At 72.0% G+C, this 21,709-nt stretch carries 22 protein-coding genes; 15 read left to right on the forward strand and 7 right to left on the reverse strand.

The annotated features are described in order from the left end of the window. On the forward strand, nucleotides 1-1,262 hold a 1,262-nt coding region (locus tag AB7J25_RS23745; RefSeq protein WP_428512287.1), incomplete at its 5' end, for a dihydrolipoamide acetyltransferase family protein. A gap of 108 nt (nucleotides 1,263-1,370) precedes the next feature. On the opposite strand, the gene AB7J25_RS23750 is transcribed toward AB7J25_RS23745, so the two are convergent. Together AB7J25_RS23750 and AB7J25_RS23755 are read right to left on the reverse strand one after the other, a co-directional pair. Continuing rightward, nucleotides 1,371-2,450: a PEP/pyruvate-binding domain-containing protein gene (locus tag AB7J25_RS23750; protein WP_428373317.1), complete on the reverse strand. Its 1,080-nt coding sequence runs from the start codon at nucleotides 2,448-2,450 to the stop codon at nucleotides 1,371-1,373. Between the two features lie 117 nt (nucleotides 2,451-2,567). Further along, nucleotides 2,568-3,401, reverse strand: a complete 834-nt coding sequence (locus tag AB7J25_RS23755) for an IclR family transcriptional regulator (protein WP_428512289.1) — start codon at nucleotides 3,399-3,401, stop codon at nucleotides 2,568-2,570. Between the two features lie 179 nt (nucleotides 3,402-3,580). Between AB7J25_RS23755 and AB7J25_RS23760 the strand changes: the two genes are divergently transcribed. Next, on the forward strand, nucleotides 3,581-4,363 hold the full coding sequence (locus AB7J25_RS23760) for an IclR family transcriptional regulator (protein WP_428512291.1): 783 nt from the start codon (nucleotides 3,581-3,583) through the stop codon (nucleotides 4,361-4,363). A gap of 43 nt (nucleotides 4,364-4,406) precedes the next feature. Here the strand turns inward: AB7J25_RS23760 and AB7J25_RS23765 are convergent, their stop codons facing one another. The 5 genes from AB7J25_RS23765 to AB7J25_RS23785 form a co-directional block, all read right to left on the reverse strand. Next, on the reverse strand, nucleotides 4,407-5,435 hold the full coding sequence (locus AB7J25_RS23765) for a phosphotransferase family protein (RefSeq protein ID WP_428512324.1): 1,029 nt from the start codon (nucleotides 5,433-5,435) through the stop codon (nucleotides 4,407-4,409). Nucleotides 5,436-5,440: 5 nt separating this feature from the next. Next, nucleotides 5,441-6,661: an acyl-CoA dehydrogenase family protein gene (locus tag AB7J25_RS23770; protein ID WP_428512293.1), complete on the reverse strand. Its 1,221-nt coding sequence runs from the start codon at nucleotides 6,659-6,661 to the stop codon at nucleotides 5,441-5,443. Between the two features lie 89 nt (nucleotides 6,662-6,750). Beyond that, nucleotides 6,751-7,839, reverse strand: a complete 1,089-nt coding sequence (locus AB7J25_RS23775) for an SDR family oxidoreductase (protein WP_428512295.1) — start codon at nucleotides 7,837-7,839, stop codon at nucleotides 6,751-6,753. Between the two features lie 101 nt (nucleotides 7,840-7,940). Further along, entirely contained in the window at nucleotides 7,941-9,608 is a 1,668-nt protein-coding gene (locus AB7J25_RS23780; protein ID WP_428512297.1) for a class I adenylate-forming enzyme family protein, read from the reverse strand. A 9-nt stretch (nucleotides 9,609-9,617) separates the two neighbouring features. Continuing rightward, nucleotides 9,618-10,586 carry a cyclase family protein gene (locus AB7J25_RS23785; protein WP_428512299.1) on the reverse strand — a complete coding sequence of 323 codons (969 nt, stop codon included), beginning with the start codon at nucleotides 10,584-10,586 and terminating at the stop codon, nucleotides 9,618-9,620. A gap of 178 nt (nucleotides 10,587-10,764) precedes the next feature. Between AB7J25_RS23785 and AB7J25_RS23790 the strand changes: the two genes are divergently transcribed. From AB7J25_RS23790 to AB7J25_RS23850, 13 genes are all read left to right on the forward strand, one after another. After that, nucleotides 10,765-11,667, forward strand: coding sequence for a TetR family transcriptional regulator (locus AB7J25_RS23790; protein WP_428512301.1), 903 nt, complete (start codon nucleotides 10,765-10,767; stop codon nucleotides 11,665-11,667). 347 nt (nucleotides 11,668-12,014) lie between these two features. Next, nucleotides 12,015-12,410 (forward strand): LLM class flavin-dependent oxidoreductase, encoded by a 396-nt coding sequence (locus AB7J25_RS23795; protein ID WP_428512326.1) that lies wholly within the window; start codon nucleotides 12,015-12,017, stop codon nucleotides 12,408-12,410. 40 nt (nucleotides 12,411-12,450) lie between these two features. Then, nucleotides 12,451-13,014: a flavodoxin family protein gene (locus AB7J25_RS23800; RefSeq protein WP_428512303.1), complete on the forward strand. Its 564-nt coding sequence runs from the start codon at nucleotides 12,451-12,453 to the stop codon at nucleotides 13,012-13,014. Nucleotides 13,015-13,029: 15 nt separating this feature from the next. Next, on the forward strand, nucleotides 13,030-13,935 hold the full coding sequence (locus AB7J25_RS23805) for a hydroxymethylglutaryl-CoA lyase (protein ID WP_428512305.1): 906 nt from the start codon (nucleotides 13,030-13,032) through the stop codon (nucleotides 13,933-13,935). Next, a complete protein-coding gene (locus AB7J25_RS23810; protein WP_428512307.1) occupies nucleotides 13,935-15,905 on the forward strand; it encodes an aconitate hydratase in 1,971 nt (656 codons plus the stop codon). The genes AB7J25_RS23805 and AB7J25_RS23810 overlap by 1 nt, the downstream gene beginning before the upstream one ends. Before the next feature lie 58 nt (nucleotides 15,906-15,963). Beyond that, nucleotides 15,964-16,179, forward strand: coding sequence for a dodecin (locus AB7J25_RS23815; protein ID WP_428512309.1), 216 nt, complete (start codon nucleotides 15,964-15,966; stop codon nucleotides 16,177-16,179). A 122-nt stretch (nucleotides 16,180-16,301) separates the two neighbouring features. After that, nucleotides 16,302-16,991 (forward strand): GntR family transcriptional regulator, encoded by a 690-nt coding sequence (locus AB7J25_RS23820; protein ID WP_428512311.1) that lies wholly within the window; start codon nucleotides 16,302-16,304, stop codon nucleotides 16,989-16,991. A gap of 45 nt (nucleotides 16,992-17,036) precedes the next feature. Further along, nucleotides 17,037-17,243: a hypothetical protein gene (locus AB7J25_RS23825; protein WP_428512313.1), complete on the forward strand. Its 207-nt coding sequence runs from the start codon at nucleotides 17,037-17,039 to the stop codon at nucleotides 17,241-17,243. A gap of 2 nt (nucleotides 17,244-17,245) precedes the next feature. Beyond that, nucleotides 17,246-18,037 carry an AraC family transcriptional regulator gene (locus AB7J25_RS23830; protein WP_428512314.1) on the forward strand — a complete coding sequence of 264 codons (792 nt, stop codon included), beginning with the start codon at nucleotides 17,246-17,248 and terminating at the stop codon, nucleotides 18,035-18,037. A gap of 63 nt (nucleotides 18,038-18,100) precedes the next feature. Beyond that, nucleotides 18,101-18,379, forward strand: coding sequence for a hypothetical protein (locus AB7J25_RS23835; RefSeq protein WP_428512316.1), 279 nt, complete (start codon nucleotides 18,101-18,103; stop codon nucleotides 18,377-18,379). 210 nt (nucleotides 18,380-18,589) lie between these two features. Next, the gene (locus tag AB7J25_RS23840; protein ID WP_428512318.1) at nucleotides 18,590-19,594 is read left to right on the forward strand and encodes a magnesium transporter; all 1,005 of its coding nucleotides are present in this window, start codon (nucleotides 18,590-18,592) and stop codon (nucleotides 19,592-19,594) included. A 372-nt stretch (nucleotides 19,595-19,966) separates the two neighbouring features. Next, nucleotides 19,967-21,283 (forward strand): phosphoribosyltransferase family protein, encoded by a 1,317-nt coding sequence (locus AB7J25_RS23845; protein ID WP_428512320.1) that lies wholly within the window; start codon nucleotides 19,967-19,969, stop codon nucleotides 21,281-21,283. 184 nt (nucleotides 21,284-21,467) lie between these two features. After that, a partial coding sequence (locus tag AB7J25_RS23850) for a twin-arginine translocation signal domain-containing protein (protein ID WP_428512322.1) occupies nucleotides 21,468-21,709 on the forward strand: 242 nt, incomplete at its 3' end.

The following is a 21,709-nucleotide window of genomic DNA, read 5'->3' on the forward strand; positions in this document are numbered from 1 at the left end:
CCGTGACCGAAGGGACCGTCGGCACCTGGCTCAAACAACCCGGCGACACCGTCGCCTTCGACGACCCCCTGTTCGAAGTATCCACCGACAAGGTCGACTCCGAAATCCCCAGCCCCTACGACGGCGTGCTGCTGGAGGTCCTCGTCGCCACCGGCGAGACAGTGCCGGTGGGCACCGTGCTCGCGCGGATCGGCGAGCCGGGCGTGGCACGCGCCGGCGCTGCCATGCCCGCGCCTTCCGGCGGTGCGGCACGGACGCCCACCCACGGGGCGGCGCCGTCCGTCACCGGCCGCGCCCCGGCCGATGCCGAGCCCGGGCGGATGCTCTCGCCCCTCGTGCGCCGACTCGCGGCCGAGAGCGGGATCGATCTCGCCACCGTCACCGGTTCGGGTGTGGGCGGGCGGATCCGTCGCGAGGACGTCGAGCGTGCGGTCGCGACCGCACGCACCCCGGCTCCCCCGCCGGTATCCACCCCCGCGCCCGCGGCACCGACGGCGCCCGCGCCCGGGGCGGCCCGGCCGGAACCCGCGGCTGCGCCGACCGCGCGGCTGGACCCGCGCGACGAGACGGTGCCGCTGCCGAAGATCCGGCTGACGATCGCCCAGCGGATGACGCACTCGGTGCGTACCGCGCCGCACGTGTGGACGTCGGTCGAGGTCGATCTCGACGCGATCGAGCGGGTCCGCGCGACGCACAAGGACCGCTTCCGCACGGAAGAGGGCATGTCGCTGACCCAGCTGGCGTTCGTCGCCCGCGCGATCTGCGACGCGCTGCGGGCCTTCCCGAACGTCAACTCCTCCCTGGACATGGAGGCGAAGACCCGGATCCTGCACCACTACGTGAACCTCGGCATCGCGGTCGACCTCAACGAACAGGGCCTGGTCGCTCCGGTCATCCGCGACGCGGACACGCTGAACCTGCGCGGGCTCGCGAGGGCCATCCGGGCGACGGCGCAGAAGGCGACCAGCGGGAAGCTCGGACCGGACGACCTCACCGGGTCGACGTTCACCGTCACCAGCCCCGGGCCGATCGCCGACTACGCCTCCGCGCCGATCATCAACCAGCCGAACTCGGCGATCATGTCGCTCAACATGATCACGCGTCGGCCGGTCGCCGTCGGCGACGCGATCGCGATCCACCCGATGACGATCCTCGGGTTCTGCTACGACCACCGCGCCTTCGACGGGGTGACCGCCTCGAAGTTCATGGCGCACGTCCGTGACTCGCTGCAGGACCGTGACTGGGCGGCCGAGCTCGCCTGACCCGGCGCCTGGCGTGGGGTGACCGTCGCGCGAGGTCGCTCCAGGCCAGGAGACCGAGTCCGAGGTCGGGATGGCTCTACGCGCCACCCCGGCGTTCTCGTGCTCGGGTCACCGGCCCGGAACACGTGTGCCGCTGAACACGTACTTCTGGGCCATGGCGACGGGGTCGTAGGTAGCGGGAGTCTGAGCCGATTCGCCGCCGAGGACGGTGACCGGTCGCGACTGCACGATGCAGATCGGGTCGCCGGGGCGGCGATGCCGGTCGAGCACCCATTCCACGTCCACGGGATATCCGAAGTGCTGCTCGATCCGCTGCACGGCCTCGACGACCGCGCTGATCTGCTCGTCGTCGAGCACCCGCCGGCTCATGAGCCGTCGCGGCATCTCGGTCTCCATCACCCGGCCGGCGGCGAAGTCGAATGCCGAGACGACCTTCTTGTGTGCCACGTCGTACTTGAGCACGCGGCGATCCGCCTTGCCCACCTCGATGTGGTCGGGATCGACCAGGCCCTGCACAATGGCCTCGCCCCATCCCCAGCTCGTCTCGAGCACGATCCGGTCGGTCTTGCCGGTGACGGGATGCAGGGAGAACGCCACACCCGATGCGCGCGCATGGATCAGTTCGATGACACCGACGGCGATCGGCATGTCCAGGTGGGAGATGCCCTTGCGCAGCCGGTAGACCAGCGCCCGCTCGGTGAAGAGCGACCCCCAGCAGGCGCGGATCGCGGCCAGGACGCGCTCGGTTCCCGACACTCCGAGATACGTGTCGAAGATGCCGGCGAAGCTCGCGTCGGCTGCGTCCTCGCCGGTCGCGGACGAACGGACCGCCGTCGGGATGTTGACGTCCACCCGGCGCAGGCAGAGCTCCTCGTACGCCATCGAGACGGTGTGCGAGAGGTCGCCGTCCATGGGCATCTGCTCGAACAGCTCGCGCAGAGTCGTCGATGCCCGTCCCACAGCGGCCGGCTCCGGTGCCTCACCCAGGTCGCCGACCACCTCGTCGACCCGGGCGTCGAGGCCCGTGGCACGGCAGTGCGCGCGATAGGCGTCGACGGTGACGGCGAACCCCGCCGGGACGCGGACTCCCGCACGGTGGAGCTCGCTGAGCCGACCCATCTTCGATCCGGCCATCGCCACCGCGCTCGCCGGGTCAACCTCGTCCACCCACACGACCGGCTCGTCCACGCGACCCTCCCGCACCGTTGTCTGCCCGCCTTCGGACCGGGTGGGTACTCCGTACCATCGTCGGCTACCCGAAGGAGCCGCCCGGACCGCTGACCGGAACCACTGCCATGACCGGTGTCATCGCGCGAGCGGCAGAACCGACTTTCGTGCGGCCGTGGCCGGACGTGTGCCTGGCCTGCTCCGCGCCCGCGCGACCGACGGAGGCCGATTCGCGATCTTGCGCGAGATCTGGGCGGCCGCCTCACGCACCCGGCTGACCGTGCGCGCCGGCAGCAGTCGGCTGCTCGGCCCGGCGACGGAGACGGCCGCCACACATCGCCCGTCCGCTCCGTGGACGGGCGCGGCGATGCACATCAGGCCGATCACCGTTTCCTCGCGGTCGAACCCCACGCCGACGCGCTCGATCTGCCTCAGCTCGCGTTCCATCGTCGAGGCGGAGACGATGGTCGAGGACGTGCGTGCGACGAGTGGGCCGCCCAGGAACCGCGCGCGGACGTCCTCGGCGGAATACGCCGTCAGCACCTTGCCGAGCGCGGTGCAGTACGCCGGCATGCGCCCGCCGACGCGGCTCAGCGGCGTCGCCACACGGTGACCGACGAGCTTCTCGACATAGAAGACCTCGCTCCCGTCGAGTACCGCGAGATGGACCGTCTCGTGCGTCACCTCGTACAGGTCCTCCAGGCACGGAAGGGCGGCCGCGCGGAGATCCGCCTGCAGACCACACAGCCCGGCGAACTCGAACAACCGGTTGCCCGGCTGGTACCGCGCGCCGTTGCGCGTCACCCAGCCCAGTTCGAGCATCTTGACAAGGCTTCGATACAACGTCGTCTTGGGCAGGCCGGTACGCGCGGTCAACCCGGAAAGGCTCAAGCTCGGATGATCGGCATCGAATGCGCCGAGAATCGCATCGGCGCGTTCATACGCTGACCGGCAATGGGCGGCGCTCGACACTGTTGCAGAAGTACTCATCAAAGGTTTGCCCCTGGCGTCATAGATGATGAATCTGTGGGACGAACCGGCGCGAGATCGCGATCGACACTGCAGCTCGTACGTACGGACGTTATGAGCGAGCCGGCCACGGCGCCAGGGCTCCTTGCCGCTATGCGGCAAGATCGCTACAGTCCAGGACTGTGTCACAGGACGGCACCCGACGCGGTGGCCAGCTCAGCTCCGTCCGCAATGCGGCACGACTGCTCAAGGCGTTCTCGCGCGAGCACCGCGAGCTCGGGGTCACCGAGGCGGCGAGGCGTCTCGGCGTCGGCACGAGCACCGCGTTCCGCCTGCTGACGACACTCACCGAGGAGCGGTTGCTCGAGCGAGGCGACGCCCGCGGCACCTACCGGCTGGGCCTCGCCATGTACGAGCTCGGTGTCACGGTGTTCCCGAACCTGGGCCTGCACGAAGCGGCCATGCCGGCACTCGCCGCCCTCCGGCAGAGCACGGGCGAGACCGTGCAACTGGCGGTGTTGGACCATCTCGAGGTCGTGTTCGTCGAACGGTTGGAGAGCCCGCAGACGCTGCGGTTCGTCGCTCGTGCCGGGCACCGCGTGCCGGCCCACGCCGCCAGCACGGGGAAGGTCCTGCTGGCGCACCTCGCTCCGGACGTCCTGAGGGAGCGGCTCCGGGATTGGCGCCCGATCGCGTTGACGCAGTACACGATCGCGTCCAGGGCCGCCTTGCTGGTCGACCTGCGCCGGGTCGCCGAGCGCGGTTGGGCGCAGAACATCGAGGAGAGCAGCCTGGGGGCAGCATCGGTCGCCGCGCCGATCCGCGACGAGGGCGGCACCGTCATCGCTGCGCTCAGCGTCGTGGCTCCCGTCAGCCGCTGCAACGCACAGGCACTGCGACGCAACCGGATCGCTGCCGTGGACGCCGCCAACGCCATCTCGCGGCGGATCGGGTATCGAGGCTGACCCATTCCTCGACCCGGCGACGCGGGAACCGCACGCCGACCGGCTACGGCGCGGGCGTTGCACGGTGCCGCCGCAACGCGGTGAGTCCCGCCGCCGCGAGCAGCGGGACGGCCTCGCCGACCTGGTCGAACCCCGATCCGACGGTGTGCCCCTCCACGTGGCGAGCGTGGATGCCCTCGGCGATGACGGCGACCTTGAAGTAGCCGAGAGCCAGGGCGAACGGCAGCGTGTCGACGTCTCTCCCGGATGCCAGTACGTAGCGCTGGACGAGGTCGTCGGCGCTGGGGAAGCGGGGGCTCGTGGAGGCTGCGGACCCGCCGAGCACCGGGTCGAAGGCCGGGTCGCGGTAGACGAGGTGGAGGGCGAGGTCGGCCAGCGGGTCGCCGAGGGTGGCCATCTCCCAGTCGACGACCGCGCGCACGGTCGCGATGTCTGCGCTGTCGAGAATGGCGTTGTCGACCCGGAAGTCGCCGTGCACGATCGCCGCGCCGCTCTCCTCGGGGCAGGACGCGGCCAGCCGAGCGTGCAGCGTCTCGACGTCGGCCACCTCCCGGGTGGCGACCCGGGTCCACTGGTCGTGCCAGCGCCGCACCTGCCGTTCCAGGTAGCCCTTCGGTCGGCCGAAGGCACCGAGGCCCACGGCTCGGGGGTCCACCGCGTGCAGCGCCACGAGCGTGTCGATCAGTGCGGAGGCGCATCGCTCGACGTCCGCGTCGGTGAACGCGGCGAGATCCGCCTGAGTGCGCAGCACGCGGCCGGGGACGTACTCGACGATGGAGAACGGCACGCCGATGACCGCGGGGTCGTCGGACTGTGCCACCGGCGGTGCCACCGGCACGCCGGTGTGGCGCAGGGCAGCCACCACGCGGTACTCGCGGGCCATGTCGTGTGCCGACGGTGTGAGGCCGCCGAGCGGTGGACGGCGCAGGACCCACCTGGACCGGCCGTCGGTGAGCAGGTAGGTCAGGTTCGACCGGCCACCCGAGATCAGCTCGGCGCGCAGCTCCCCCACGCCCGGCACCTCGGCGTCGAGGAACGCCTGCAGGCGGGACAGGTCGAGCCCGGCGATCATGTCCGTCACGGCCGGGGCTCGCCCGCGGCCGTCGTGCTCGAGCGAGCCGCCGTCGCCGCTCGTGTCACACGACGGGCGATCGACCAGCGGTGGGTCTCCGACGGCCCGTCGTAGATCCGGAACGGCCGCACCTCACGCAGGAAGCGGCCGAGCAGCACGTCACCGGACACCCCGAGCGCGCCGCAGATCTGCAGGGCGCGGTCGACGACCCGCCACACCGCCTCCGAGGTGAACGTCTTCGCGATGGCCGTGGCCTGGGCGGCGGAGCGTCCCTGGTCGAGCTCCCAACAGGCCTGCATGATCAGCCCGCGGCTCGCCGCGATGTCGATCTCGTTGTCGGCGATCATGGCCTGCGCCATCCCGAGGTCGGCCAGCGTGGAGCCGAACACCGTCCGCTCGCTCGCCCGGGCGACGGCGATGTCCTGTGCGCGGCGAGCGAGCCCCAGCCAGCGCATGCAGTGGGTCATCCGGGCGGGGCCGAGGCGCACCTGGGCGTGGCGGAAGCCCTGGTCGACCTCGCCGAGCACCGCCTCGTCGGGCACCACGCAGTGGTCGAGGAGCAGCTCGAGATGCCCGCCGTAGAGGCTCTCGTCGAGCGTCTCGATGTGGCGCACCAGCCGCAGCCCCGGGTTGTCGGCATCGACGAGGAACATCGTCGCGCCGCCCGCGTGACCCGGTTGCCCGGAGGTCCGTGCCATGCAGATCACGAAGGCGGCGCCGTCGGCGCCGGTGACGAACCACTTCCGGCCGTCGATGCGCCAACCGCCGGGCACCTCGACGGCGGTGGTCGCGAGTGCGCCCGCGTCCGAGCCGGCTCCGGGGGCCGGCTCGCTCATCGCGAAGCAGGACCGGAGGTCACCGGCCGCGAGGGGCGCCAGGTAGCGCGTCTTCTGCTCGTCGGTGGCGATCACCTCGAGCAGGTGCATGTTGCCCTCGTCGGGTGCGGCGATGTTCAGCGCGAGCGGCCCGAGCAGCGCGTAGCCCGCCTCCTCGAAGACCGCGGCGCGGGCGCGCATGTCGAGTCCGTGCCCGCCGAACTCGGTGCCGACGTGCGGCACGAAGATCCCGGCGGCCTTGGCGGCGGCCTGCAGCTCGGCACGGACGGACTCGGTGCGTGCGACCCCGCCGAGGCGCTCCTCGACGGGTATCACCACCTGCCGCACGAACGTCGCGGTGCGTTCGGCCAGCGCCGCGACCTCCGCGTCCGGTGCGAGTTCGACGGCCATCGTGTCTCCTCTCGATCACGACCGTCGGTCGGTGACGGCCTGGCAGCGGGCGGGCACACCGGTCACCGCATCCGCAGGACGACGCGCGCTCAGCGCGCGGGCGGCAGGATCCGCCGGTCCTGCAGCACCGTGATCCAGTGCACGAAGCTCTCCTCGGTGTCCCGCGCCTCGGTGAACCCGGCCTGCTTGATCTTGACGGTGCTGACGAACGCCGGCGGCGGCGGTTCGGTGGCCCCGTAGGCGAAGCAGAAGTCGGCGTAGTGGTGGGACTCGCCGAGAAGCTCGTCCATGGTGATCTGCCGCAGCCCGTGCTTGGCAACGATCTTGTCCCACACGTCGGCCTTCGACGGGAGGAGCTCGGCCATCGACACCGGCTCGTCCGGGCCGACCTCCACGCCGAGCGCCTCGGCGAGGGCGGGCCACATGTCGCGCCAGGAGAAGACCTCGCCGTTGGTCAGGTTGAAGTGCTGCCCCGCGGCCGCGGGTGCCTCGGCGGCCCACCGGATCGCGTTCGCGACCAGGCGGGTGTCGACAGCCTCCCAGACGTACGGGATCCCGCCGGGGAAGCCGAACGGACGGCCCTCCTCCCTGCAGATCGCCGCGTAGGCGCCGATCACTGGCGGCAGGTTCATCACCACGCCGGTGTTCGGGCCGACGATGAGCTGGGGCCGCATGATCGTGTAGTCGAAGCCCTTCTCGGTCGCCTTCGCGGTGAGGTAGTCCTCCTGCAGCCAGTAGAAGTTGGCGTGGTCGTCGCGGGGGAACCGCTCGCGAGCGGGGACCCGCATCGGGTGCAGGTGGATGCCGTAGGCCTTGGTGCCCTGCAGGATCGTCACCTGGCGCAGCTGCGCGACCTCGGCGAGCGGTTCGAGCAGGTTGCGCAGCATGGCCAGGTTGGTGTCCATCTGGTCCTGCTCGGTCCAGCCCGCGATCAGGCCGGGCTTCTCGTGGACCGCGGCGTAGACGACGTGCGTGACCCCGGCCAGGTCCTGCACGGCGTCCCGGCTCGCGGCCTCGTCGCGCAGGTCGATCGGCCGGTGGTCGAAGGGCTCGTCGCTGAACACCTCGGGCCGGCGGCGGGACACGGCGACGACGTTCCAGCCGTCGTCGAGGAACCGGTCGACACAGGCGGCGCCGACCAGCCCGCTGGCGCCGGCGATGAGGACGGTGTTGGGCATGGTCTCTCCCGGATGTGGGCATGGGTCACCGCGGCACGGCGCACCGCGGGTCAGGGCGGTGGTCGATGTGGTGTGCGCCGGGTCGGCGCTGTCGGACGCGGTCAGGCCTGTCCACGCTCGCGCGCACGCAGCTCGCGGCGCAGCAGCTTGCCGGTCACCGTCTTCGGGATCTCGGCCAGGAACTCGACGTGGCGGGGGTACTTGTACGCGGCCATGCGCTCCTTGCAGAACGCCACCAGCTCCGCCTCCGTGGCGGACCTCCCCGGCCGCAGCGAGACGAACGCCTTCACCGTCTCGCCGCGGTACTCGTCGGGCACCCCGACGACGGCCGCCTCGCGGACGGCCTCGTGCTCGTAGAGGACGTCCTCGACCTCGCGCGGCCAGACCTTGTAGCCGCCGGCGTTGATCTGGTCCTTCTTGCGGTCGACGATGTAGAACCAGCCCTGGTCGTCCATGTAGCCCACGTCGCCGGTGTGCAGCGCGCCGCCGGGGATGGCCTTCGCGGTCTCGTCCGGCTTGTTCCAGTAGCCGGCCACGACCTGCGGCCCGGACGTGACGAGCTCGCCGACCTCCCCGGGCGGCAGCTCGCCGCCGTCGTCCCCGACGATGCGCACCACGGTGTTGTAGATCGGCACCCCCACCGACAGCGCGCCGGACGCCTCGTCCACCGGCGCCTCGGCGTCGTACGGCACGCCGTGGCTGGGGGACGTGGTCTCGGTGAGCCCGTAGATGTTGTGGATGTACTGGCCGAACGCCGCGGAGAAGGCCTTCACCGTGGACGGCGGGATCGGCGCCCCGCCCGACCAGATCTTCGTCAGCGACGACAGCGCATCCTTCTCCGCGTTCGGCGCGTTCATCAGCGCGATGAACACCGTGATCGACCCAACGGTGAACGTCGGCCGTTCGCGCCGGATCGTCTCGATCGCGAGCGACGGCTCGAACCGGTAGAACAGCACCAGCGGAGTGCCGAGCAGCAGCGAGATCGTGACGTGGGCGATCAGCCCGGTGATGTGGAACAGCGGCGCCACGCCGAGGGTGACGTCGTCCGGCCCGAGCCGGCACCACTGCCGGTAGGCCTGGGAGTTGAACACCACGTTGCCGTGGGTGTTCATCGCGCCCTTGGGCGGCCCGGTCGTGCCCGACGTGTAGGTGAGGAACGCCGTGTCGTCGGCCGAGAACGACACCGGGGGCGGGCGCTGCCCGCGGAACCGCTCGAGCAGCCCGGCCAGGTCGACCGTGCCCTCGTTCTCGATGCGCTCGACGCCGCCGAACGCCCGGGCGTCGTTCACGCTCTGGTGCTCCAGCTCCGAGGTGGTGAGCACCGTCCTGACCGACGTCTTCGGCACGGCCGCGGACGCCACGTCCCGGTACAGCGCCTCCAGACACACCAGCACCGTGGCACCGGAGTCGGTGAGCAGCAGCTCCAGCTCCCGCTCCCGGTTCATCGGGTTGATCGACACCGCGATGCCGCCTGCCTTCCACGTGCCGACCAGCCCGATTACGAACTGCGGCACGTTCTGCAGGTACAGCGCCACCCGCTCACCCGCGGCGAACCCGTCGTCGAGCAGGCCCGCCGCGAACGCGTCGGTCAGCTCGTCGAGCTCGCAGTAGGTGATCCGGCCGTCGAAGTAGCGGATGGCGTCGCCGTCGGGGTTGCGCTCGACGGTGGCGCGGAACATCGCCAGCGCATCGGAGAACTCCGGCTCCAGGTCGGGCGGCTGGCCCGCGTCGTAACGTGCGAGCCAGGGCCGCTCGTCGTAGATCGACATCGTCGACTCCTAGCGGATCGCCACCGGGTTCACGGGCGCGCCGGTGCCGCTGACGACCTTCAGCGGCGCGGCCACGTAGAGGAAGGACCACCGTTCGTCGGCCGCGCAGGCGTCGGCAAGGTCGTCGAGCCAGGCGATCTCGGTGAGCGCCACCCCGAGGTTGCGCATCAGCGCGCAGTGCAGCGGCAGCGCCACCCCGGTACCCGGCTCGTAGGTCACCTCGTTGGCGATCGTGTCGGTCACCAGGTTCGGCACCTCCCGCTGCCGGAACCACTCCACCAGCTCCCGGGAGTACGTCAGCCCCGGCTCGTTGAAGCCGTCGTAGAACCTCTCCTTGTCGTTGAGCTCGTACCAGTACCTGAGAAAGCCGGTGCGCACGCACAGCACGTCGTGCGGCTCGATCGTCACTCCCTGGGCCTTGGCCGCGTCCTCGAGATCCTCATGGGTGAACGTCTCGCCCTTGTCGAGCCACTGCTTGCCGCGGTGACGGGCCATGTCGATGAGCACGCCCCGCCCGACCACGCCCTTCTCCGCGATCGGCAGCACCGAGGCCTTGTCGAGTCCGCCGATCGTCGTGCGGGCGTCGTAGCCGTTCCAGAGCTTGCCGTCGTACCACACATGGCCCAGCGCGTCGTACTGCGTCGAGCCCTGCAGGAAGATCTTCGCCGTGTCGTCGGCGTAGTGCAGGCCGCCCGGGAACTGCGGCGCGCCGTCACCGTCCCAGCTGCCCTCGTCCAGGACGTTCTGCCGCTCGATACCCGTCCGCCCTGGCCACAGCGGGTCGCCCGGGCCGTCGGTGCGGCCCATCTGGATCTGCAGCGTGAACACCTCGCCGGACTTGACGTGCTGCAGCCCGCGCAGGACCTCGCCGGCGTCCAGGTAGTTCAGGCTGCCCAGCTCGTCGTCGGGACCCCACTTGCCCCAGTTGGTGGGGGTGTCCTCGCCGAGAAGCTCACGCATCGCGGGTGCATCGGACATCGTCGTCTCCCTCACGATCACGAATGTGAACAGGGTCGCTCGCAGCCGAGCGTTCGCTCGGCATCGTGTTTAGCTGATGATGCACCCCACAATTAGGGGCGTCAAGCGGGGCAGTCGACAGTTAGACGGAGTCCATGTTTAGCTATTGTGAACACTAGCCTGGAGCAGGGAGTGGTTGATGACGGCAGCTCGGGGCACGGCCGACGAAGGGCTCGGCGCGCAGGTGCGGGCAGCACGGACGGCCAAGGGGGTCAGCCTTCGCGGCCTCGCGCGTGCGCTCGAGGTCAGCCCCGCCACCCTGAGCCAGATCGAGAACGGTCGGACCGGGCTGAGCGTGAGCCGGTTGAGCCGGATCGCGGAGGTGCTCGGGCTGACGGTGCCGCAGATCCTGGACACCGTCGTCGCGCCGGGAGCCCCGCCGTCACCGGTCAGGAGCCACGCCGCAGCGGACCCGTCCGACGGCCGCACCGCCCGGCCGACGATCGCCGACTGGCGCACGTACGATCCGCTCGACTTCGACCCCGTGCTCCGTGCCGCGCTCGACGAGTTCCTGGCCATCGGCTACCACGGCGCCACGGTCCGCGGTATCGCCGCCCGCGCCGGGCTCTCCGTCTCGGGGCTGTACCACCACTACACGAGCAAGCAGCAGATGCTGGTGACGATCCTCGACCTCACGATGGCCGAGCTGCTGCTTCGCGCACGCGCCGCACGCGCCGAGGGACGGAACCCGGTGCAGCGCTTCAGCCTGCTCGTCGAGCACCTGGCCCTGTACCACACGCACCGCAGGGAGCTGGGCTTCGTCGGCGCGGCCGAGATGCGCGCCCTCGACGCCGACAACCGACGCAAGATCGCCTGCCTGCGCATCACCCAGCAGCGGATGGTCGACCACGAGGTCGAAGACGCCGTCAGCCAAGGATGGTTTCGCGCCGACCACCCCCACGAGGCCGCTCGCGCCGTCGTCACCATGTGCACGGCGCTACCCACGTGGTGGCGACCCGACGGCCCGCTCAGCCCCGAGCAGGTGGCCGAGCAGTACGTCGGCTTCGCGCTGGACCTGATGCGCCATCGTCGGCCGTCGTGATCCACCGGGGCGGACTCCGGCGGTGACCGGCGTGGCCCGGCGGTGACCGGCGTGGCCCGGCGGTGACCGGCGTGGCCCGGCGGTGACCGGCGTGGCCCGGCGGCGGCGGTCCGGGCCACCCGCCGGCGCGGAGGGCGGCCCGGGCGGCCAGCAGCAGCGCGCACCCCGCCGCCCTCACACACATCCCCCGGTGCTCGCACACACTGCCGACGGTGTGTGCCACCACCTGCGGCTCTGTGCCATCACCCGCACACATGTGCCACCACCCCCGAACGGACCCGGCAGCGCGCCAGCAAGCGCGCCGAGCACAGCACCGCGGGGCGTGACAGGCGACCTACACCAAAACCCTGCGGACCAAGGCCCGCGACGAGTACGACCGCGACATCTCCACCATGACCTACGGGCTGGTCGTGGTCCGGGACACCGAGCAGGAGGCCAAGCAGGCCTTCCAGGCGGTCATCGACCACGGCGACTGGGCGGCGGCCGGCAACGTCATGAAGGTGGCCGGTATGGAGAGCCAGTCGTTCAACGAGCAGATCAAGCAGTTCCAGGAGCGGTTCATCGCCGGCTGGGCCGGTTACCCGGTCGTCGGCACCCCCGAGCAGGTCGTCGAGGAGATGGGCCGGCTGAACGAGGCCGGCATGGACGGCATGATCATGGGATTCGTCGACTACTTCGAGGAGATGGAGTACTTCGGCGAGCGCGTGCTGCCGCTGATGAAGGAAGCTGGGCTGCGGCACTGAGCCGTGACTGCGGCGGCCTGCCGGCCGCCGGGTCCCGATCGTGAGCCCGGGAGGCGATGTCGTGCTGGTGGTAGCGGTGGTCGGGTCCCCGAACCCGGGCGGGCGCACCCGGGTGGCAGTGGACGCGGTGCTGCGCGGCGCCGCCGCGGAGGGTGCCGACACGCAGGTGGTCGAGCTGGCGAGCGTGTCGACGGACGATGCGCTCAGCGCGCTCGACCGGGCCGACGCCGCGGTGTTCGGCTCGCCCACCTACCGCGCCGACATCGCGGCCGGGCTCAAGGCGCTGCTGGACGCCACGCCTCGCGGCATGCCCTACGAGTCGGGCGACCCGCTGCGCGGCACCACCTGCGCCACGGTGCTCACCGGCGCCAGCGACCACCACTTCCTCGCGGTCGAGAAGGTGCGCGGGATCCTCGGCGGGTTCTTCGGGGCCCAGCTGCTCTCCCCCGGGCTCTACCTGCCGTCGGCATCGTTCACCGAGGACGGCGCCGCGCTGACCGACGACGCCGGCCGGCTGGCCGAGCTGCACGGGCGGGCGCTGGTCGAGCTGGCCACCGCGGTCCGCTCGTCGAAGTGGCTGCGCGGTCTGCGGCCGCTCATCTGAGAGAAGGGGCCGCGCGTGCCCGACATCACGATCGTCGAGGTCAGCCCCCGGGACGGGCTGCAGAACGAGAGCACGATCCTCTCGACCGACGCGAAGGTCGAGCTCATCACCCGGCTCGTCGACGCCGGGGCGCGGCGGATCGAGGCGGTGTCGTTCGCGCACCCGCGGCTGGTGCCGACGATGGCCGACGCCGAGGCCGTGATGGAGCGTGTGCCGCGGCGCGACGGCGTCTCCTACGCCGGGTTGATCCTCAACCGCAGGGGCCTGGACCGGGCGGTGGCCGCCGGTGTCGACGAGGTCAACGTCGTGGTGTGCGTGAGCGACACGTTCAGCGGGCGCAACCAGAACGTCACCGCGGACGAGGCGATGCGGATGGCGGGCGACGTCGTCGACGCGGCCCGGTCGCGGGGGCTGTTCACGACGATCACCCTGGCCACCGCGTTCGGCTGCCCGTTCGAGGGCGAGATCGACCCGGCCCGCGTCGCCGACTTCGCCCGCCGCAGCGTCGACGCGGGCGCGCAGGAGCTGTGCCTGGCCGACACGGTCGGCGTCGGCGCGCCGAACCAGGTGCAGGACCTGACCGCCCGGACGCGCGACCTCGTCGGCGCACCGGACGGCGGCGGCCCGGCGCTGCGCTTCCACTTCCACAACACCCGCAACACCGGGTTCGCCAACGCCTCCACGGCCGTCGCCGAGGGCGTCGACGTGCTCGACGCCAGCGCCGGCGGCATCGGCGGCTGCCCGTTCGCGCCGAAGGCGACCGGCAACATCGCCACCGACGACCTGGTCTACATGCTGGAGCGGATGGGCCGCCGGACCGGCATCGACCTGCCGGCGCTGCTGCCCACGGCCGACTTCCTCGGCGAGCAGCTGGGCCGCCGGGTACCCGCGCTGCTCCCCCGGGCCGGGACGTTCCCCTGATGGGCGAGAACCTGACCCGCAAGCTGCTGCGGGCGCACCTGCACGCAGGCGAGCTGGTGCCCGGCGCCGACCTCACGGTCGCAGTGGACCAGGTCCTGATCGAGGACGCCACCGGGACCATGTGCGCGATGCAGTTCGAGATGCTCGGGACCGACGCGGTCGCGGTGCCGCTGGCCGTGATGTACGTCGACCACAACGTGCTGCAGATCGACGACCGGAACATGCAGGACCACCGGTACCTGCGGTCGTTCTCGCAGCGCTACGGCCTGAGGTTCTCACCGCCGGGGCACGGCATCTCCCACTACGTGCACCTGGAGCGCTTCGCCCGCCCCGGCGAGCTGCTCCTCGGCGCGGACTCGCACACCACGAGCGCGGGTGCGCTGGGCATGTTCGCCACCGGCGCGGGCGGGCTGGAGGTGGCGGTGGCCCTGGCGGGACACGGCTTCGACCTGCCGTGCCCGCGGGTGATCGGCGTCGAGCTGGTCGGGCGGTTCGCCACCGCGGTCGAGCCGAAGGACGTGATCCTGGAGCTGCTGCGCCGCTACGGCGTGCGCGGGGGCCGTGGGGCGGTGTTCGAGTTCTTCGGCGACGGCGCGGCGGCCGTCCCGACCAGCGGCCGCGCAACGATCTGCAACATGGTGGTCGAGACCGGCGCCACCGCAGGCGTGTTCCCCGCCGACGAGGAGACCCGCCGCTGGCTGGCCGGTCAGGGCCGGGAGGAGGACTTCCGCCCGCTGGCCGCCGACCCGGGCGCAGGCTACGACGAGGTCGAACGCATCGACCTCGGGGCGCTCGTGCCGCTGGTCGCGCTGCCGCCGTCACCGGGGAACGTCGTGCCGGTGGCCGAGGTGGCGGGCACCGAGGTCGTGCAGGTGTGCGTCGGGTCCTCGGTCAACAGCTCCTACGAGGACCTCGCCACCGTCGCGGCCGTGCTGCGCGACCGCACCGTCCATCCGGGCGCCGTGCTGACGGTGACCCCGGGGTCGCGACAGATCCTGGACACGATCATCCGGTCCGGTGTGCACGGTGACCTGTCCGCGGCGGGCGCCCGGATGCTGGAGCCCGTCTGCGGGCCGTGTGTCGGGATCGGGCAGGCGCCGATCGGCCACCGCCCTTCGCTGCGCACGTTCAACCGCAACTTCCCCGGGCGCAGCGGCACCGCCGACGACGCGGTGTACCTGTGCTCTCCGTCGACCGCCGCGGCGAGCGCCCTGACCGGCGTGATCACCGACCCACGGGGGGCGCGCCTGCCCGAGCTGCGTCCGGCCGTCGATCCGGACACGACCATCCACGACCACCACATCCACCCGCCGCTGCCGGCAGAGCGCCGGTCCACCGTGGTCGTCGAGCGCGGGCCCAACCTCGTCCCGCCCCCGCAGCCGGCGCCGCCACCCGAGGACCTCGACGGCCGCGTGCTGATCGTCGTACCCGACGACATCTCCACCGGCGACATGGCCCCGGACGGCGTCGTCGCCATGTCGGTGTGGTCGAACATCGCCGAGTGCGCCCGGTTCATGTTCCGGCGGCTGGACCCCGGCTTCCACGACCGTGCGGTCGAGTGGGGCGGCGGCGTGATCGTCGGCGGGCACAACTACGGGCAGGGCTCGTCACGCGAGCACGCCGCGCTGGCCCCGGTGCACCTCGGCGTGCGGGCGATCGCGGCCGGCAGCTACGCGCGTATCCACCGGCGGAACCTGATCGCCGTCGGGGTCGTCCCGCTCGTCGTGACCGACGAGGACCGGGCCGCCGCCGCGGTCGGCCAGCACTGGCGGGTCGCCGGGCTCGCCGCCGCGGTGCGCTCGGGCGCGGACACCGTCACCGCCGCGGTCGACGGATCCCGCGACGCCACCCTACGGTTGCCGCTGTCGCCCGGCGAGCGGGCGGTGCTCGCGGCCGGCGGGCTGCTCGCGCACGTCCGCGCCGGCGACCGGCCCCGCGTCCCGGCGGCCGACCTCGCCGCCGCGCCGTGACGCTCCCGACACTCACGAGACCCGACCAGGCACCACCGAACCGAGAAGGAGTCCCCCCGTGTCCGACCACATCTACCGCCTCGCCGAGATCGTCGGTACGTCTCCGAACGGTGTGGACGACGCCATCCGCAACGCGGTGGCCCGCGCGAACCAGACCCTGCGCAACATCGACTGGTTCGAGATGACGGAGATCCGCGGGCACCTCGCGGACGGCGCGATCGCCGACTGGCAGGTCACGGTGAAGATCGGTTTCCGGCTCGAGGACTCGGAGTAGTTCCGACCCGCGTCTCGCCCGATCCCTGATCGCATGCAATCGATGCTGACTCTCGCCGATTTCGGGGCGTGACAGCCCAGATTGCATGCGATATGCTCCCCCCGTCGACGACGGAGGTCGGGGTGGCAGCAGCTCGCGAGCAGAACGGCCATGGCGTGGACGGCCACGACTCCGCACGCGCGGCCCACACCCACCTGGCCTACGAGGCGCTCAAGGAGCGGATCGCCTCAGGGGCCGTGCTGCCCGGGACGTGGTTGCGTGAGCACACCGAGGCCACCTCGCTCGGCCTCAGCCGCACACCCGTGCGCGAGGCGCTGCGCCTGCTCGCGGCCGAGGGCGTGGTGGAGCTCGTGCACAACCGCGGCGCACGGGTGATCAGCTGGAGCCCGGACGACATCGACGAGGCCTACCGGCTCCGGGCGTTGATCGAGGGGTACGGCGCCGGCCTGGCCGCCCGCCGCGCCGGCGCCGACGCCGTGGCGGAACTGCGCGCCCTGCAGGAGCGCTACGAACGCGCGCTGGCCGAGGGCGGAACGTCGGTGGCCAGCTCGGCGCAGTGCAACGACGACTTCCACGCCGCGGTCCTCGCCGCGTCCGGCAGCGCCCGGCTGCCGGCGCTCGTGGCCCTGGTGTCCAGCGCCCCGCTCGTCCGCCAGGTTCTGGGCGGGTACGACGACGACCGGCGGCGCAGCGTCCTGCAGCACCGCGACATCATCACCGCCATCGAGAACGGTGACGAGGACCTGGCGCGATCGGCGATGAGCAGCCACATCCTGGCCGCTCGGTACTCCGCCGTGCACCGCTCGCACTGATCGCCCCTCGCCCCAACGCTGACCCGGCTGCGTCCAACGGAGGACATGTACAAGGGCCATCGTCGCCATACGCTGCGCCGCTTCCCCGTCGTGTCGACGTCGAGCGCGGAGGAGGCCAGGGAGGCGGTCACCCACGTGTACCTCCCGCACGCCCTGCGCACGGACGACACGCCGTTGCGGATGACGCTCAACGCCGCCCGCCAGAAGCGCTTCACGCTGGGCTTCCTGGCCTACGGGCCCCGGCCGAGCTGAACATGCCGGCCACGCAGAACACCTACCACATCAACCTCACCACGCGCGGCCGGACGTTCGCCGAACGCGGGGACGGCACCCGGGCCGTCACCGAGGCGCGGGCCAGCGGCGTCGTGCTGCTGCCGAACCAGTCCAACACGGTGCACTGGACCCCGGACGCCGAGCAGCTGATCCTCAAGATCCCCCGCGCCCGGCTCGAGTCCCACCTCGCCGACCTGGTCGGTCACCCGGTCGTCGAGGCCGTCGACTTCGACTTCGGCTTCCGCACCGACTCCCCCCGCGGCCGCAGCCTGCTGTCCGCCGTCGAGTTCCTGGCGCGCGAGCTGGACCAACCCGGCGGGATCACCGAGACACCCCTTGCCCGTGAACAGCTCGAGACGTTCGTCATGACGCAGCTGCTGCTCGCCGTGCGGAACTCCCATTCCGACCTGCTGGAGGGCTACGCGGGAAAGGCCCGGTCCGCCCGGATCCGGCCGGTGCTGGCCTACCTGGAGTCGCATGCCGACCAGCCGCTCACGCCCTGCGACCTGGCCCGGGCCGGCTGCATGAGCGTGCGCGCGCTGCACGCCACCTTCCAGCACGAGCTGGGCGTGTCACCGATGGCCTACCTGCGGCGCGTCCGGCTCGACCACGTCCATGCCGAGCTGCTGCGGCTCACCTCGTCCGACGTGCGCATCAGCGACATCGCCATGCGCTGGGGCTTCTACCACCCGAGCCGGTTCGCCCGGCAGTACCAGGAGCGGTTCGGCGAGCTCCCCTCCGACACCGCGCGGCGGACCGCTCCGGCTCGGTAGCCAGCCCGTTGGGTGGGCCCTTCGGCCCTACTCGGCAGCTCCCCGGGCTCCGATGCTGCGGCCATGTCCGAGGCCCGGAAGGCGCGCAGGGCGTCCGCGCGTCGTCGGCCGTGGCTGCCGCCGCGGTGGTTCATCGAGCTGTTCTGGTTCGGCCACCGCGCACTGCTACGCGCTACCGGAAGCCGGTTCGGTCTGTGGCGGCCGAGGCCGGGCCGCTGGGGAGCGCTGCGGCTCGTCACGACAGGCCGACGCACCGGGCGGGCTCGCGAGGTCGTCCTCGGCTACGTCCAGGACAACGGCAACCTGATCACGTCGCACGGGGCCGGGGGGTCGCCCGCCTGATTCCCGCCCCCACGGGCGGGACCTCCGCCCGAGAACCGACGGCGTCGTCCCCGCCGGTCACGTGAGCACGCCGCCGCCGTCCACGACGACCTGCGAGCCCCGTGCGAGCCGGTCCGGTACTCGACCGCCGGACCATGGTCGAGATCCTGCTCGGCGCCCCCCATGCCCGCCGCGGGCAGCCTCGACGCTCACGCGAAGGAGACCACGGACATGACGGACCGGGGGCAAGTCGTCGGCACGCCAGGGCCCGCCGGGGACCTCGAGGGCGTCCGGACGGCGGCGGCACACGCGTCGGCCGACGTCCCGGTGGCCGCACCGGGCGATCCCGTCGGACGCGTGCTGGACGGGTTGCGCGGACGCCGGTTCGACAGCGCGGCGGCCGTCGCGGTCTGCACGGGGGACGTCCTGGTCGGAGTGGCCACCATGGAGCAGCTTCTCGCCGCTGCGCCGGACACCCTGCTGGCCGAGGTGATGGATGCCCAGCCGCCAACCGTCGCTCCCGGTACCCACCAGGAGCAGGCCGCCTGGCGTGCGGTGCAGCACGGGGAGGCGATGTTGGCCGTCGTCGACGATGCGGGCCGGTTCGGGGGGCTCGTCCCACCGCAGCGGCTGCTCGCCGTGCTGCTCGCCGAACACGACGAGGACATCGCCCGCCTCGGCGGTTTCCTCGGGTCGGCTGCGACCGCACGCTCGGCTGCCACCGAGAGCGTCCGGCGCCGACTGTGGCACCGGCTGCCCTGGCTGCTCGTCGGGTTGGCCGGCGCGCTGCTCGCCGCCGGACTCGTCGGGGCGTTCGAACGCCAGCTCGCTGAGGAGGTGCTCATCGCCTTCTTCATTCCCGGCGTGGTCTACCTGGCCGACGCCGTCGGAACCCAGACCGAGGCACTCGTCATCCGCGGGCTGGCCGCCGGGGTCGGCGTCGGTCGGATGGCCGCGCGCGAGGCTCTCACCGGCGCACTGCTCGGCGTCCTGTTCGCGGCCGTGGCCTACCCGCTCGTCGTGCTGATCTGGGGCAACGCGCAGGTCGCCGCCGCGGTCGCGATCGCGCTCTTCGCGGCGTCGTCACTGGCGACCGTCATCGCGCTGGTGCTGCCGTGGATGCTGAACCGGCTGGGCCACGACCCCGCCTTCGGCTCGGGACCGCTCGCGACGGTCGTCCAGGACCTGCTGTCGATTGCCCTCTACTTCCTGGCGGTGCTCCTCGTCGTCGACTGACGGCGACCAGCACCGGACGGGGCAGGGCCGGGATCGTCGCCGCGAACACCGCGGGGACATCCCGCTCGCGTACGCGAGCGCCGCGGCCACCGCCGGCACGCCGAAGCCCCATCAGCTCGCCGACGGTCGAGACGAACCAGGCGCGCCACAGCCGACGACGGTCCGTCCGCGCCATGTCCGCCTCCCCGGGGTCCCGGACGAACGGTGAGCCCGAGCGCGCAGGCGCGACAGCGGCGGACTACGCGGGTCCTCGGGCCGGTTGGCCCGGGGTCATCCAGGGGTGGGGACCTTCGGCCCGGTCGGCAGCCGCACGTCGCGGCGAATCGTGGGGGTGGCTCCGTCGTCAGGGAGAGAAGTCGTCAGGGAGAGATCATGCCGTTCGTCGATCGCGCCGACGCGGGCCGGCAGCTCGCCGGCCGCCTGCAGCACCTGAGGGACGAGGAGGTCGTCGTGCTGGGTCTGCCCAGGGGCGGGGTCCCGGTCGCCTTCGAGGTGGCACAGGCGCTCGCAGCGCCGATGGACGTGGTCCTGGTCCGCAAGCTCGGGGTCCCGTTCCAGCCCGAGCTCGCCATGGGCGCGGTCGGCGAGGGCGACGTGCTGGTGCTGAACGAGCAGATCCTCCGCCAGGCGCACCTGAGCGAGGCGGAGCTCGCCGAGATCGAGCGACAGGCGCGGGCGGAGGTCGACCGGCGGGCCCGCCGGTTCCGGGGCGACCGGTCCCGGCTGCCGCTCACCGGCCGGACGGCGGTGCTGGTCGACGACGGGATCGCGACGGGAGCGACCGCCCGCGCGGCGTGCCAGGTCGTCCGGGCGCAGGGGGCCGCCCGGGTCGTGCTCGCCGCGCCGGTGTGCGCGCGCGACACCGCCGCCGGGCTGCGCCAGGAGGTCGACGAACTCGTGTGCCTGCAGACCCCGGGCCGGCTCGTCGGGGTCGGCCATGCCTACGACGACTTCCACCAGGTTCCCGACGACGAGGTCATGCACCTGCTGCAGCGCGCGGCGCACCAGCAAGCCACGACGGCCGGCAGCGCCGACGATCCGCCGCCCCGCGAAGAGGAGGTCGACCTGCCGGTCGGGGAGGTGCACCTGCAGGGCCGCATCACCGTGCCGGGCGCGGCGACCGGTGTCGTCGTGTTCGCCCACGGCAGCGGCAGCAGCCGCCACAGCCCCCGCAACCGGTACGTGGCGGGTGTCCTTCAGCGCGCCGGCCTGGCGACCCTGCTGTTCGACCTGCTGACCCCACAGGAGGAACTGCGGCGCGCCAACGTCTTCGACATCGACCTGCTGGCCGACCGGCTCGGCGAGGTGACCCGGTGGGTCCGCCGCCGGCCGGCGTGCGCCGGGCTTCCGATCGGCTACTTCGGGGCGAGTACCGGCGCGGCCGCAGCGCTGTGGGCTGCCGCGGCACCGCAGGCCGACATCGCGGCGATCGTGTCCCGCGGTGGGCGGCCCGACCTGGCCGCCCAGCGCCTGGGCGCGGTGCGCGCACCCACCCTGCTGATCGTCGGCGGCTACGACGAGGTCCTCATCGAGCTCCATCGGCGCGCCCGGGACCTTCTGCGCTGCGAGAGCCGCCTCGTCATCGTCCCCGGCGCCTCCCATCTGTTCGAGGAACCGGGCACCCTCGAGTCGGCGGCCACGCATGCCGTCACCTGGTTCACCGATCACCTCGCGCCGGTCTCCCGGTAGGGGCGCCGAGCCGCGCCGATCGCCATCCTCATCGAGCACACCCGCCGACCCATGAGCAGCAGGTTTCATCGGCAGAACACCCGGCTTCGCCGCGCCTGATCTCAAGGTGAGACAGTGCTTGGCTGTCAAGTTTGACGCATCTAATATCGCAGCTCATGTGTCGTTCACCCCGAATCGAGCGGTCGTGACGAGCCGGCGGCGCTTTCTGACGGGGGCGGCGAGCGCGGCGCTCATGGGCGCGCCGCTGCCGGGGATGCTGGGGACTCCCGAGCCACCGCACGCCGGCCACGACGGCGGTCCGGCACACGGCGGTTCGGCACACGGCGGTGGGATCAACGGCCCCACGTTCCGCGACGGCGAGACGGTCGATCACGAGGCGAACGGCTTCGACCCGGACGCGATCCTGCGCGACTTCGACCTCGGCGC

Source organism: Pseudonocardia sp., from assembly GCF_050246655.1.
Lineage (GTDB): Bacteria > Actinomycetota > Actinomycetes > Mycobacteriales > Pseudonocardiaceae > Pseudonocardia.

Excerpts from the sequence above, each read along its gene's own strand:
- AB7J25_RS23765 (WP_428512324.1), bottom strand. The coding sequence starts at position 5,435 with ATGATCGCCGGGCTCGACCTGTCCCGCCTGCAGGCGTTCCTCGACGCC.
- AB7J25_RS23770 (WP_428512293.1), bottom strand. The coding sequence starts at position 6,661 with ATGGCCGTCGAACTCGCACCGGACGCGGAGGTCGCGGCGCTGGCCGAA.
- AB7J25_RS23775 (WP_428512295.1), bottom strand. The coding sequence starts at position 7,839 with ATGCCCAACACCGTCCTCATCGCCGGCGCCAGCGGGCTGGTCGGCGCC.
- AB7J25_RS23780 (WP_428512297.1), bottom strand. The coding sequence starts at position 9,608 with ATGTCGATCTACGACGAGCGGCCCTGGCTCGCACGTTACGACGCGGGC.
- AB7J25_RS23785 (WP_428512299.1), bottom strand. The coding sequence starts at position 10,586 with ATGTCCGATGCACCCGCGATGCGTGAGCTTCTCGGCGAGGACACCCCC.
- AB7J25_RS23790 (WP_428512301.1), top strand. The coding sequence starts at position 10,765 with ATGACGGCAGCTCGGGGCACGGCCGACGAAGGGCTCGGCGCGCAGGTG.
- AB7J25_RS23810 (WP_428512307.1), top strand. The coding sequence starts at position 13,935 with ATGGGCGAGAACCTGACCCGCAAGCTGCTGCGGGCGCACCTGCACGCA.
- AB7J25_RS23825 (WP_428512313.1), top strand. The coding sequence starts at position 17,037 with ATGTACAAGGGCCATCGTCGCCATACGCTGCGCCGCTTCCCCGTCGTG.
- AB7J25_RS23830 (WP_428512314.1), top strand. The coding sequence starts at position 17,246 with ATGCCGGCCACGCAGAACACCTACCACATCAACCTCACCACGCGCGGC.
- AB7J25_RS23835 (WP_428512316.1), top strand. The coding sequence starts at position 18,101 with ATGTCCGAGGCCCGGAAGGCGCGCAGGGCGTCCGCGCGTCGTCGGCCG.
- AB7J25_RS23840 (WP_428512318.1), top strand. The coding sequence starts at position 18,590 with ATGACGGACCGGGGGCAAGTCGTCGGCACGCCAGGGCCCGCCGGGGAC.
- AB7J25_RS23845 (WP_428512320.1), top strand. The coding sequence starts at position 19,967 with ATGCCGTTCGTCGATCGCGCCGACGCGGGCCGGCAGCTCGCCGGCCGC.